The following is a 13,461-nucleotide window of genomic DNA, read 5'->3' as shown; positions in this document are numbered from 1 at the left end:
GGGCGGGCGGAACCCCGCCCGCGCCTGAGGCAGGCCCAGTATCAGACAGTTCACGCCAACGCATTCGCGTAAGGCTTTCCCTTTCGTGCAGCCGATCTGCAATTTGAAAGAGGGACAGCACTCATGCGCGTTTTCACCGTCCTCGGCCCCAGCCAATCGGGCAAAACAACTCTGGTCGAGGCTATCAGCCGCCTCGACGGGCGGCCCACAACATTTGACGTATCCGGAACCGTGCATCTGCACGGTTTTTCTTATTTGGACGAGCCTTGGTGCGCCATCGACGTGGATGGCGGCGGCGACAACCTGGCCTATGTCGGCCCGGCCATGGCAATCTCGGACGCCGCCGTGGTGGTCTTGCCCCCTGACCCGAACGCCGCCGTTTTGTGCGCCCCGTACCTGCGACTGGTCGAAGAGGCGGGCATCCCCTGCTTCCTGTTCATCAACCGGATGGACAACCCCAATGGTCGGATTCGCGACATCATCGCGGCGCTGCAAACCTATTGCACGCACCACATCGCCCTGCGGCAAGTGCCGATCCGGGAAGGCGATGCGATCATTGGCGCGGTCGACCTTATCTCGGAACGCGCGTGGAAGTACCAAGAGGGGCAGCCCTCGGCCCTGATTGAGCTGCCGCAATCGGTTGAAGACCGCGAACAAGAGGCCCGCACCGAGTTGCTGGAAACGCTGTCCGATTTCGATGACCATCTGCTGGAGCAGCTGATCGAGGACAAACAGCCTCCCAGCGCCGAAGTCTATGACCTTGCCGCGCAGGTGCTGCAAAACCACCAGCTGATCCCGGCCTGTCTGGGTGCGGCCAACCATGGCAATGGCCTGACGCGCCTGATGAAAGCCTTGCGACACGAAGCGCCGGAATTCGATATTGCCGCCGGGCGTGACGAAGCAGCCGAAAACGCACGCGCCATAGCCGGGTTTGCGGATGTGAAGAAGCATATAGGCAAGATCGTCGTGCTACGCGGGTTGGGCGCGGGTGTGAAAGCACACGAAAACCTGGGCGGAGAGACAGTCGGCAACCTGACTACGCTGGACGCGAAGACACAGATCTCGGACCTGCCCGCCGGACAAATCGGGCTGGCCGTCAAATCTGACCACCTGAACCCCGGCAACCTCTATGACAGTTCGTCGGCAACCCCGCTGCCGGAATGGGCATCGTCCCATCCCGCTGCACATCGGCAGATCGTGTCGCCTGCGCATGAGCGCGACGATGTACGCCTGTCCAACGCCCTGCACCGCCTGGTCGAGATCGACCCCGGCCTGCATCTGGGACAGGATGAACTCAGCGGTCATGCCGTGCTAGGCTCTCAAGGTCCGCAGCATATGCGCCGGGTATCCGCCAAACTGGCCGAGGATTTCGGAATTGAGATCGCCACTGATCCCGTCGAAACCGCCTATCGCGAAACCATTCGAACGCCTGTGGAGCACCGCCACCGCCATCGCAAGCAATCCGGCGGCGCGGGGCAGTTTGCCGATGTGGTGATCTCGGTCACGCCCATGCCGCGCGGATCGGGCTTTCAGTTTGAAGAAGTGGTCAAGGGCGGAGCCGTACCCAGAAACTACATCCCGTCGGTCGAGCACGGTGCCAAGGACGCGTTGGCGCAAGGGCCCGAGGGTTTCCCTGTGGTGGACGTGAAGGTGACGCTGAGCGACGGAAAACATCACAACGTGGACAGTTCGGATTATGCGTTCCGCACCGCCGGCAAAAACGCCGTACGTGAGGCGTTGCCGAACGCCAAACCCGTCGTCCTGCAACCGATCCTGAATGCCGAAATTCACCTGCCGTCGGATTTCGTTGGCGATCTGGTGCCGACCATCAGTTCGCTACAGGGTCAAGTGCTGGGCTTTGAAGGCAACCCCAATGCATCGGGCTGGGAGATTTTCAACGCCCAGCTCCCTGCCGTAGCCGAGGATGAACTGCACCGAACGCTGGCCAGCGCCACCCGCGGCACGGGCTGGGTCAGGCTGAGCTTTGATCATTACGAAGAGTTACGCGGGCCGGTGCCGAAAGCGGCCGCACGCGAAAGCGCGAATGCGTAACCCTGTGGCGCGGGCTGGGTTCAGCCCGCCGCCGCAATAAGTTCACGGGTGTAGTCGGTTTGGGCGTTCTCGAACAATTCCTCAGCCGCGCCCATCTCGATGACATCACCGTTTCGCATGACGATCACATTATGCGACATCGCACGCACGACTTTCAGATCGTGGCTGATAAACAGATAGGCCAACCCGTATTTCCGTTGCAAGTCGCGCAAAAGATCGACGATCTGAACCTGCACCGTCATGTCCAGAGCGCTGGTCGGTTCATCCAGAACCAACAGCTTGGGCCGCAGCACCATGGCACGCGCAATCGCGATACGCTGACGCTGACCCCCTGAGAATTCGTGCGGGTAGCGATCCATCGCGGCCGGGTCGAGGCCGACCTCGGTCATCACCTCGGCCACAAGATCACGCGGCGCGCGGTGGGGATCGACTTTGTGAATGGCCAAGCCCTCGGCAATGATCTGCTGACAAGTCATGCGCGGGCTGAGACTGCCGAACGGGTCCTGAAACACGATCTGCATATCCTTGCGCAGCCGCCGCAGCTCACGCGTGGACCAGCGGCGGACATCCTGATCGCGGAAAGTAATCCCGCCCTCGGAGGCAATCAGCCGCATAATCGCCAAGGCCAGAGTTGTCTTGCCCGAGCCACTTTCACCGACGATGCCCAGCGTCTCACCCGCGCGGACGCTGAGCGTGGCATCGTTCACAGCCTTCACATGCCCCACAGTGCGTTTCAGAAACCCGCGCTGGATCGGGAACCAGACCTTCAGGTGATCGGTCCGGGCGACCTCTTCCGCGTCTGTCGCTACTGGGTCCGGATGGCCCGAAGGCTCGGCACCTAGCAGTTTACGCGTATAGGGGTGCTGCGGATTGTCGAAAATTTCCGAAGTCACCCCGGTCTCGACGATCTCACCATCCTTCATCACGCAGACCCGGTCCGCGATGCGGCGCACGATGCCGAGATCGTGGGTGATGAACAGCATCCCCATATTCTCGGATTTCTGAAGCTCTGCCAGCAGTTCCAGAATCTGCGCCTGAATGGTTACGTCCAGCGCCGTTGTTGGCTCATCCGCGATCAGAATGTCCGGCTTGTTAGCCAGCGCCATCGCGATCATGACCCGCTGCCGCTGTCCGCCGGACAATTGGTGCGGATAGCTGTCCAGCCGATCACGCGGGTCACGAATGCCCACCTTGGTCAGCAGCTCGACAATGCGTTCCCGTGCCGCGTCACCTTTCAAATCCTGATGCAAAGCCAGTGACTCGGCCATCTGCTTCTGGATCGTGTGCAGCGGGTTGAGCGAGGTCATCGGCTCCTGAAAGATAAAGCTGATATCGTTGCCGCGCACATCCATCAACTTGTCCTGCGAGGCACCGATCATCTCATCACCGGCATAAGTGGCCGAGCCTTCGACAATGGCGCTGTCGCCCAACAGCGACACGGTGGACAGCGCCGTGACAGACTTGCCGGACCCGGACTCGCCGACCAAGGCAACCGTTTCACCCCTGTCAACGGTGAAAGATACACCTTTGACCGCCGCTGAAACCCGCCCGTCCTGCCGGAAGGACACACGCAGGTTCTGCACATTCAAAAGCGGAGTATTCATATGCTGATCCCTTCCAAGGCTGAACGCATATAGCCCACCCAAATTGCACTCAGCAGAGCCGTCACCTGCAAAATGGTCGGAAAGGACCGTTTCAGCGCATAAGTGACAACACTGGCCAGCAGCGAAAACGTTCCCGGTCCAAACAAGACCAGGAAAAACAACCCAAAAACCTCAAACTGAAACGGGCCATGCGGGTGAGATTGCGCAAAATCCCAGCCGATCCACGCCAGCATCACAGCGATATAGATCAGGGCCGCCAGTGCGGCATACATAATCGCGCGTTCCATCCCGGTCGGGTTTTCGTCCCGGATCATGAGAATGTCTTTCTGGGATCAAACGCATCGCGAACGCCTTCGAAGATGAAGACCAAAAGCGACAGCATGATGGCAAAAGTGAAAAACGCGGTGAAGGCCAGCCACGGTGCCTGCAGGTTCTGTTTCGCCTGCAAAGTCAGCTCACCCAGAGACGGGGCCGAGGATGGCAGGCCGAAGCCGAGAAAGTCCAGCGAGGCCAAGCCGCCGATAGTGCCAGTGACGATGAAAGGCATAAAGGTCAGCGTGGCAACCATCGCATTTGGCAGCATATGACGGAACATAATAGTCATGTTGCCGACGCCCAGCGCGCGTGCAGCACGGACGTATTCGAGGTTGCGAGCCCGCAGAAACTCGGCCCGGACTACGCTCACCAATCCTGTCCAACTGAACAGAATCATCAGCGCCACCAGCAGCCAGAAACTTCGTCCCAGAATGGCGAACATAATGATGATCACGTAAAGCGAGGGCGTGGCGGACCAGATCTCGATGATCCGCTGGAACACCAGATCGAGCCAGCCGCCAAAGAACCCCTGTATGGCCCCCGCGAAGATACCGATCAAGCTGGCCACGCCTGTCACCATCAGCGTGAACAGAATCGACAGGCGGAAGCCATAGATTACCCGCGCCAGAACATCGCGTTTGGTGTCGTCTGTCCCCAGCAGGTTCTGCCCATTGGGCGGCAGCGGCGCAGCACCGGGACGATCCACACTGGTGTTGAAGGAATAGGGGATCAGCGGCCAGATGGCCCAACCCTTTTCGTAACCTTCGGCCTCAAACGTGCCAGCCTTGATCTCATCAATAATGCCTTCGGGATCGTCGAAACAGTCCTCAAGCCCGCCGCTGTCGATCAGACACTGAACCTCGGGGTCGCGATAAATCGCTTCGGTCTGGAAATCACCGCCAAATGCGGTTTCGGGGTAGAAGTTGAAGATCGGCGTGTAGAACTCTCCCCGGTATTGCACGAGGATCGGTTTGTCGTTCGCAATAAACTCGGCAAACAGCGACAGTCCGAACAGAACCGAGAAGATGATCAGCGACCAGAACGCCCGGCCGTTGCGGCGGAAGTTGCGCCAACGGCGCTGGTTGAGTGGGGACAGTGCCATTTACCCCTCCCGCTTTTCGAAGTCGATGCGCGGGTCAACCAGCACATACATCAGGTCGCTGACGATGCCGACCACCAGCCCCATCAGGCCAAAGATGAACAGGGTGCCGAAGATCACCGGATAATCACGAGCCACGGCGGCCTCAAACCCCAGACGGCCCAGACCGTCCAACGAGAAGATCGTCTCGATAATGATCGAACTGCCGAAGAAGACGCCGATGAACACCGCCGGGAAACCGGCGATAACGATCAGCATGGCGTTGCGGAAGACGTGGCCATACAGCACCTTGCCTTCGCTCAGGCCCTTGGCCCGCGCGGTCATGACGTATTGCTTTTTGATCTCATCCAGAAACGAGTTCTTGGTGAGCAGCGTCAGCGTCGCAAAGGCAGAAATCGTCAGCGCGATCACTGGAAGGGTAATGTGCCAGAAATAGTCGATGATCTTACCAAACAGGCTGAGACTGTCCCAATTGTCCGAGGTTAGCCCCCGCAGCGGGAAGATCTGCCAGTAAGAACCACCGGCAAACAGAACCAGCAAAAGGATCGCAAACAGAAAGCCGGGGATGGCATAGGCCACGATGATGGTACCACTGGTCCAGGTGTCGAAACGGGACCCATCCTTGACCGCCTTGCGAATGCCCAGCGGGATCGACACCAGATAAGCGATCAACGTCGACCACAGGCCCAATGATATCGAAACCGGCATCTTTTCCAGCACCAGATCAATCACGCTGATCGAGCGGAAATAGCTCTCACCGAAATCAAGCGTCAGGTAATTGCCCATCATGTCAAAAAACCGCTCGACCGGAGGTTTGTCGAAGCCGAACTCTTTCTCGAGCTCTTCGATGAATTCAGGCGGCAACCCCCGCGCGCCGACGTAACGATCGTTGGCGCCGCCGGTCTGCTGCTCGATGTCGCTGCCGCCGCCGGCGATGCCTTCGAACACGTCACCACCGCCTTCCATCTGGGCGATGATCTGTTCAATCGGGCCGCCGGGGACGAACTGAACCAGCGTGAAGTTGACGATCATGATCCCAAGCAGGGTCGGGATGACCAGCAACAGGCGTCTTAGAATATATGCTCCCATGGGGGCGGCTTACCTCAACGCGCCGGATGATTTCAACTCGGCTTCTTTTTCCGAGTTGATCCACCAGAGGTCTTCCACGCCCAACGCATAAGGCGGAAGGTTTTCGGGGTACTCATACATGTCCCAATAGGCGACCCAGTATTTGCCCAGATACCATGTGGGCACCATGATCCGCTTGGCGCGCAGAACACGGTCCAAGGCGCGGACATTGGCATAAAGCTCTTCGCTGTCGGTCGCGGCGACGATGTTGTCAATCAATGGTTCAATATCAGGACCATGCGCGCCCGACGGATTGAACACGGAATACGAGGCCGCCTCGGTTCCGAACTGCTGATACAGGCCCGTCGAAGGCTGTAGCGATGTCGGATATCCGGCATAGATCATGTCGAAATCACGATCCCTGCGGCGCAGAGTGAATTGGGCGTTGTCGACGCGATTATAGTTCGCATCAATGCCCATAGCGCGCAGGTTGTCGACGAAGGGTTGAATGATCCGATCAAAAGTTGGCTGGTCAGACAGGAATTCGATGGACAGCACCTCGCCCTTGTCATTCCGACGGATACCGTCATCGCCGACAATCCAACCCGCGTCGTCCAGCAGCTTCATCGCGGCGCGCAGGTTACGGCGGTCGTTCTGGCGGGCAGCGCGGGATTCATGGGCGCTGACAGGTTCTTCGCTCAGCACCATCGGATCGACCGCATCGCCTAGCGCTTCCAACACCTCAAGCTCGCGGCCTTCGGGCAGGCCCGTTGCCTCAAGATGGGTACCTTCCCAGAACGAGCTGCGTTGCTGAAACAGCCCATATTGCAGGCTCTCGTTGGTCCATTCGAAATTGTAACCCAGCTGAACAGCTTCGCGAACACGTGGGTCCTGAAACTGCGGACGGTCCAGATTCATCATGAAACCACTGGCCGACGGCACGTTGCCATCCTCAAGCTCGGCACGGATCACAGCGCCATTCGCAATCGCGGGAAAATCGTAAGCCGTAGCCCAGCTTTTCGAATTGTTCTCTTGCCGCAGCGTGAAAGTTCCTGCCTTGAATCCTTCCATCGCGGCAATCGAGTCGCTGAAGTATTCAACACGGATCGTGTCATAATTGTTGCGGCCAACATTCACGTTGATGTCGTCACCCCAATAGTCCGGGTTGCGCTTGTAAACGATGCGGCGGTTGATGTCGTAGTCGTCCAGCAAATAAGGCGCCGACCCGATCCCCGGAACCAGACGGGACTTGTCAAGACGCCGGTTCTCGGGGTCGGCCTCGAACCACGCCTTCGAAAACACCGGCGTGCCGCCCACCTGCGAGATCAACGCACGGCGCGGAATGTCCGGTGCAAAATAGAATTTCACCCGATGTTCATCCAACGCCTCTGCCCGGGGAATACGTTTGCGCACGGCATCCGCGTAGGACTTGAGACCCTGATCCAGCAACAAATTATGCGAGAAAACAACATCTTCCGCTGTCACCGGAGTACCATCCGAAAACCGAGCTTCGGGCCGCATGTTGAAAATGACCCAGTCCTGACTTTCTGGGTATTCCAGACTTTCTGCCAGCAACCCGTAATAGGACGCAGGTTCATCATAGGACGGCACCAGCAGAGATTCGTACTGATCCGCCGACCGCGCCCCGGCTCGGCCTTGCCGCGTAAACGGGTTGAAACTGTCGAACGTGCCTTGCGCGGCATAGGACAGCTCTCCGCCCTTTGGCGCATCCGGATTCACGTAATCGAAATGGGCAAAACCTTCGGGGTATTTGAGATCGCCAAACTCGGAAAACCCGTGACTTTTGATGATCTTCTCTTCCGCCAGCACCGCGGCGGACATCAACAGAACCAGAAAGAACCCGATCACTAGGCCATGTATCCAGCGACTGAAATCCAATGCGCGCGCCTGAACGGAAACTCTGTTGGATCTCATAGTGCTCATCCCCTGCTTGGCCTGTGCCTTTAATCTTGTACGCGCCAGCTAAATGACCAGCACTGTCAGGTTCAAGTTTAGAATGCGTGAACGCTTTGTGAAGATGTCGTTAGGCAAAAAATAAAGCCGCTGCACGGTGCAGCGGCTTTGAAATGTGGCGCACTGATCGCTGGATCAGTTGCCGATGGTTTGCAGATAGGCAATCACATCGGCGCGCTCTTGCGGCTTTTTCAGACCAGCAAAGCTCATGGTGGTGCCCGAGATGTAGTCGCTGGGGCGGGTCAGGAAAGCGTCCAGCGCTTCGGGTGTCCAGTTGCCGCCATGCGACAGCATCGAAGCGGAATAGCCGCCAAAGCCTTTTGCGGTGCCCAGTGGGCGATCCACTACTCCAAAGAGGTACGGGCCAGTGCCGTTCGCGCCGTCTTCCAGCTTGTGGCAGGCGGTGCATTTGCGGAAGACGCGCGCGCCTTTTTCCGGGTCAGCGGCGGCCAGCAGGTCTTCGAATACCACCTCTTCGCCGTCGGCGCTTTCACCCGCGCTTTCGGTTTCGATGATATAAGAGGCCGTCTCGTGATGGCCATCCGCGTGGTACAGCCCTTCGGCTGCCCATTTGGCCAGAAGCAGCACCAGGAAGGTGCCAAACAGGCCTGCTGCGGCCTTGGTAACTGTCATCGTGTCGAACATTGATCGCGTGTCCATTTCAGCTGTCTGCGGGGTGTCTAAGGCTTCCCCTTGCAAGAGGCAAGGTATAGACACCGCGACTAAACGCCCAATTCGGTAACTTGTTGCATGGAATCGTACAAATGACCAATCGCATCGCATTTCAGGGGGAACCCGGCGCCTACAGCCACCAGGCCTGCCGCAACGCGCGTCCGGATATGGAGGCCCTGCCCTGCCGCACTTTCGAAGATGTGATCGAATCGGTTCGCTCGGGCGAAGCGGAACTGGCGATGCTGCCGGTCGAGAATACGACCTATGGCCGGGTGGCCGATATCCACCGGCTGCTGCCCCATAGCGGGCTGCACATTATCGATGAGGCCTTCGTGCGGGTACACATCAACCTGCTGGCCGTACCGGGTGCGACGCTGGACGATATTACCGAGGCGCATTCGCATCTTGTCCTGCTGCCGCAATGCGCGGGGTTCCTGAAAGAACACAATATCCGTGGCCGCGTCAGCCCTGACAACGCCCGTGCAGCGCGCGAGGTCGCCGAGGTCGGAGACAAGCACTCAGCCGCGCTGGCCAGTGAACTTGCAGGTGAAATCTATGGTCTGAACGTTCTGGCCCGTCATATCGAGGATCAGGACAACAACACCACGCGCTTTCTGGTCATGTCACGTCAGGCGGACCTGTCCCGGCGCGGCCCGCATGGCATGATCACCAGCTTTGTGTTTCAGGTGCGCAATATTCCGGCGGCGCTTTACAAGGCGATGGGGGGCTTTGCCACCAACGGGATCAACATGACCAAGCTGGAAAGCTATATGGTCGACGGCTCTTTCACCGCGACGCAGTTCTACGCCGATATCGTCGGTCACCCGGACGACCGCAATGTGCAGCTGGCGATGGAAGAGCTTGAGCACTTCACCACCAATGTCGAAGTGCTGGGTGTTTACCCGGCGGCCCATTCACGCGGTTAAGGCTCTTAGGGCGTCTTGACTGCAAAGCGATTGCAGTTGGTGCCGTGACCTGTTCGGTAGTCGACGAATCCCATTTCGCTGTAGCAGGCCAGCCCTTTGGGGTTTCTTGCTTCGATGGTCGCGTCGATTGGCGGATATCTGGCAGCCTGCGCAACCATAACTTTCGCCACCCACATTGCAGAAAAAGGGCGACTTTTCACGCCCCGTGCAAATGGCGCTCTTCGATTTCGCGGGCAAATTCGCTGAGCCGCAGTTGAAATTGTCGGCGGAATCGCGACTGACCCAGCTTGAGCGATTGCAGCAGTAACCGCGCCGGAAGGGATTTGGCGGCCAACGACATGTCAACGCTCAGACGTGTGCGGCGCTGGGACAGGGCCAGAAATTCCACCACAGTGCGACCGCTCATCCCTTTGCTTGCAGCATCGAACTGCATCAGCGAGGGCGGGTCGCATTCGACCATTTCAATCGCCACATGACGCGGCTTGCCACGCAGCTTGAATTCAGTTTCCCATTGCGTGCCCGGAACAACCCCCAGGTGACCCGACAAGCGGCGCACTTCGATTCCACGACGCATGGCCATCCGCTCGAACCGTTCAAAATCGGCAACCATCTCGAACACCGCATTGATCGGGGCTTCGATGTCTTCGCGCGCTGTAAACTGCATGGTTGGTCTTGGTCTCTTCCCGTTGAGAATATGATTTGTGTCAGTCCAGAGTATCCGCCAGCCAGTTTTGCAGCAGGAAATGCGCAATCGCACCCTTGCGGGCCGGAAGCAAGTTTGGATGCTCTCCAGCGAAAGCCTGCATCATCTCAGACTTGCTGACCCACATCGCATCTTCGATTTCCACCGGATCAATGGTGATGTCACGAGACAATGCCTGACCCGCGCAGCCAAACATCAGCGAAGCCGGAAACGGCCAGGGCTGGCTGGACAGATAGCTGACCGCTCCGACCGGCACGCCCGCCTCTTCCATCACTTCACGCCGAACGGCGGCCTCAAGCGTTTCGCCAGGTTCGACAAATCCTGCCAGCAGGGAATACATCCCCTCGGGCCAGCCCGGCGACCGCCCCATCAGAACCGAATCCCCGTGCGTGATCAGCATGATCACCACCGGATCAGTACGTGGGAAATGCTGACCGCCACAGGATGGGCAACTGCGCTGCCAACCGGCTTGCGCCAATTCGCTGGGCGCGCCACATCGGGCGCAGAATTTATGCGTTTCGTGCCAGCCGATTACCGCCTTTGCCGCCGCCGCAAGCTCTGCATCACGGGCAGACAGACGCGTCATGATCCGCCGCAACTCGGCGAACACATGGCCAGCGGGCAGATCGGGGTGCTGCTGCTCGGACCGATCGACAAAGCCGCCGACCTCGGACAGATCCTGCCCGTCAGGAACCCAGTCCGAGATATCCAGCGCGAACACCGGCACCTCATCCGAAATACCCAGAAAGACCGGCGCTTCCACGTGACCGCCCGGTGCGTTTTCCATCAGACGGTGGGACATGGGAATCAGACCCAGCCGATCCAGCGCGTCACCCTGAACCAGCGGCTTTCCGCGCCAGAGCAACAGGCAACGGGCCTGCGGGTGCGCTCGCAGCTGGGCAATCTGGTCAGGATTGCTGCGAATATGTCCGCCGCGATCCAGCCCCGAGCTGCCAAACGTCACAAGTTCTGCGTGCTTCATGGAATTTCCTTTGGGTCGTCGGCACAGGGCTGCCACGGCTGCCTCACCGTTTCAATGGCTATTCTAGGCCTCCATAAAATCCCCGACGAACAAATGATCACAAACCCGCCTTAAAAGTTGCACTTAATCTACTTTTTGTTGAAAATGATTAACATACAGCTGCCCAAAGTAGAAATTTGACACATTCCTTAATACCGCCGCGCCCTGCGCTGAATGTCCGGATATTGGCGACATCCGATCTTCATATGAATCTGAACGGTTTCGACTATTACACCGACACGCATGAGCCCACGATCGGCTTTGCCCGAACCGCCAACCTGATCCGCGCTGCCCGGCGCGAGGCTGAGGCAAAGGGCGCATTGGTCTTGCTGGTCGATAACGGGGACTTCCTGCAAGGCACCCCGGTGGGCGAATGGGCGGTTGAACCCGCCAATGCTCCGCACATCCTGATGCGGGCCTTTGCCGATCTGGGCTATGATGCGATCGGTCTGGGCAATCACGATTTCGGATTTGGGTTAAACGTGCTGGACCGCGTCATCGCGGATGCCCCCTGCCCAGTGATCTGTAGCAACGCGCGGCGGCAAGATGGTGACCCCACCTGGCTGAGCAGCGTTGTTCTGCACCGGATCGCGCAAGGCGTATCGCTGAAGATCGGTGTCCTCTCGGTCCTGCCTCCGCAGACCGCCAAATGGGAGGCACACCGGCTGCATGGCAAGGTCGTCATGGACGACATTCTGGTATCCGCACACGAACAGGTCCGTTCATTGCAGGCGCAGGGCTGTGACTTGATCATAGCGCTGGCGCATACGGGGCTTGGATCGCTCGAGGCCGCCCCCGGCCTGGAAAACGCGGTCATTCCACTGGCCGCCATCGACGGGATTGACGTGCTGATTGCCGGGCATGCGCATCTAACATTGCCCGGCAAGGCACATGAGGGGTTCCGCCATGTCGATGCCGACAAGGGCCTCGTGCACGGCAAACCTGTCGTTATGCCCGGGTCAGCCGGGTCATTTCTGGGGGTCATTGACCTGACATTGCAACAGGACGAAGGCGGCACGTGGTCCGTCGTTGATCGGTGCGCCGCCCTGCAACCCGTTTGCTCGCCTGATCCGGATGGGCGAGCAGAACCGGTGGTCGAAGACCCTGAGGTGCTGCGGCTTTTCGCCAAGGGACACTCCGAAACGCGGAAACGCGCGGCGCAGCCAGTGGGGGAAACCAAGCAGCACCTGCATAGTTACTTCAGCTTTTGTGTTCAGGATCGCGGCCTGAGGCTGGCCGGCGCGGCGCAAGCGGCGGCAGTGCGCCAGTACCTTCCCGGAACGTCCCACGCTGCCCTGCCCGTTTTGACAGCCATCTCTCCGTTAAAGTTCGGAGGCCGGGCCGGGCCAAGGTTTTTCACCGATGTTCCGGCCGGTCAGCTTTGCCTGCGCCATGTCACCGATCTCTATGTTTTCCCGAACGAATTGCAGGCCGTTGCGGTCACGGGCAATCAGATCTGCGACTGGCTGGAGATGTCCGCAGGCGTGTTTAACCAAGCCGTACCGGGGACGGATACCGATCTGGTCGACAGGGATCGGGCTGGGCATAACTTTGATATTATACTGGGCCTTACCTACCAGATCGACCTGTCTCACCCCGCCCGCTTTGACGCAGACGGGAGATTGACCGACCCAACACACCGGCGCGTTCACGACATTCGGATTAACGGCACCGCTGTTGCCCCAGATCAACGTTTTATCGTGGCTCTGAACAACTACCGGGCCGGGGGCGGAGGTCACTTCCCTTTCGTCGGGCAAGCGGAACCCGTGCCGATACCCGCCTTACCCGTCCAGCGCATTCTTCAGGACTATCTGTCCGGCCTTCTTCCAAAAGATCCTCTGGAACAGGCACCCCACCCATTCCGCTTTGCCCCTGTACCCGGCGCGCGGGCCATCCTGCGGACGGGACCAAATGCCCGGCACCATTTGGCTGAGCTCCAGCAATATGCACCCGAAACTCTGGGCGAAGATGATGAGGGGTTCTTGCGGATTGCCTTGACGCTCTGACGGGTTGTCATTCCCGCGCCT

At 58.9% G+C, this 13,461-nt stretch carries 11 protein-coding genes; 3 read left to right on the top strand and 8 right to left on the bottom strand.

Translation table 11 applies throughout. The features are described from left to right. Positions 1–123 precede the first annotated feature (123 nt). A complete protein-coding gene (locus ACOQOY_RS14050; protein ID WP_420586031.1) occupies positions 124–2,052 on the top strand; it encodes an elongation factor G in 1,929 nt (642 codons plus the stop codon). 20 nt (positions 2,053–2,072) lie between these two features. Here the strand turns inward: ACOQOY_RS14050 and ACOQOY_RS14045 are convergent, their stop codons facing one another. From ACOQOY_RS14045 to ACOQOY_RS14020, 6 genes are all read right to left on the bottom strand, one after another. After that, positions 2,073–3,656 carry an ABC transporter ATP-binding protein gene (locus tag ACOQOY_RS14045; RefSeq protein WP_420586030.1) on the bottom strand — a complete coding sequence of 528 codons (1,584 nt, stop codon included), beginning with the start codon at positions 3,654–3,656 and terminating at the stop codon, positions 2,073–2,075. Continuing rightward, the gene (locus tag ACOQOY_RS14040) at positions 3,653–3,970 is read right to left on the bottom strand and encodes a hypothetical protein (protein WP_420586029.1); all 318 of its coding nucleotides are present in this window, start codon (positions 3,968–3,970) and stop codon (positions 3,653–3,655) included. The genes ACOQOY_RS14045 and ACOQOY_RS14040 overlap by 4 nt, the downstream gene beginning before the upstream one ends. Further along, the gene (locus ACOQOY_RS14035) at positions 3,967–5,073 is read right to left on the bottom strand and encodes an ABC transporter permease (RefSeq protein ID WP_420586028.1); all 1,107 of its coding nucleotides are present in this window, start codon (positions 5,071–5,073) and stop codon (positions 3,967–3,969) included. The genes ACOQOY_RS14040 and ACOQOY_RS14035 overlap by 4 nt, the downstream gene beginning before the upstream one ends. After that, complete coding sequence (locus ACOQOY_RS14030) at positions 5,074–6,159, bottom strand: microcin C ABC transporter permease YejB (RefSeq protein ID WP_420586027.1); 1,086 nt, start codon at positions 6,157–6,159, stop codon at positions 5,074–5,076. It abuts the gene before it with no gap. 9 nt (positions 6,160–6,168) lie between these two features. Continuing rightward, positions 6,169–8,073, bottom strand: a complete 1,905-nt coding sequence (locus tag ACOQOY_RS14025; RefSeq protein ID WP_420586026.1) for an extracellular solute-binding protein — start codon at positions 8,071–8,073, stop codon at positions 6,169–6,171. 174 nt (positions 8,074–8,247) lie between these two features. Further along, complete coding sequence (locus tag ACOQOY_RS14020; protein WP_420587248.1) at positions 8,248–8,757, bottom strand: c-type cytochrome; 510 nt, start codon at positions 8,755–8,757, stop codon at positions 8,248–8,250. A 119-nt stretch (positions 8,758–8,876) separates the two neighbouring features. Between ACOQOY_RS14020 and ACOQOY_RS14015 the strand changes: the two genes are divergently transcribed. After that, complete coding sequence (locus ACOQOY_RS14015; RefSeq protein WP_420586025.1) at positions 8,877–9,710, top strand: prephenate dehydratase; 834 nt, start codon at positions 8,877–8,879, stop codon at positions 9,708–9,710. Positions 9,711–9,906: 196 nt separating this feature from the next. Here ACOQOY_RS14015 and ACOQOY_RS14010 read toward each other — a convergent pair whose 3' ends face one another. Both ACOQOY_RS14010 and nudC read right to left on the bottom strand, forming a co-directional pair. Next, positions 9,907–10,374, bottom strand: coding sequence for an SRPBCC family protein (locus tag ACOQOY_RS14010; protein WP_420586024.1), 468 nt, complete (start codon positions 10,372–10,374; stop codon positions 9,907–9,909). Positions 10,375–10,414: 40 nt separating this feature from the next. Beyond that, positions 10,415–11,395, bottom strand: coding sequence for an NAD(+) diphosphatase (gene nudC / locus ACOQOY_RS14005; RefSeq protein ID WP_420586023.1), 981 nt, complete (start codon positions 11,393–11,395; stop codon positions 10,415–10,417). Between the two features lie 176 nt (positions 11,396–11,571). Between nudC and ACOQOY_RS14000 the strand changes: the two genes are divergently transcribed. Continuing rightward, positions 11,572–13,440 carry a bifunctional 2',3'-cyclic-nucleotide 2'-phosphodiesterase/3'-nucleotidase gene (locus ACOQOY_RS14000; protein WP_420586022.1) on the top strand — a complete coding sequence of 623 codons (1,869 nt, stop codon included), beginning with the start codon at positions 11,572–11,574 and terminating at the stop codon, positions 13,438–13,440. Positions 13,441–13,461 lie beyond the last annotated feature (21 nt).

This window comes from Ruegeria sp. (genome assembly GCF_965221235.1).
Classification (GTDB): domain Bacteria; phylum Pseudomonadota; class Alphaproteobacteria; order Rhodobacterales; family Rhodobacteraceae; genus Ruegeria.
Note: the sequence above shows the minus strand (reverse complement) of the source record. Positions and strands in the feature narration are given on the sequence as shown.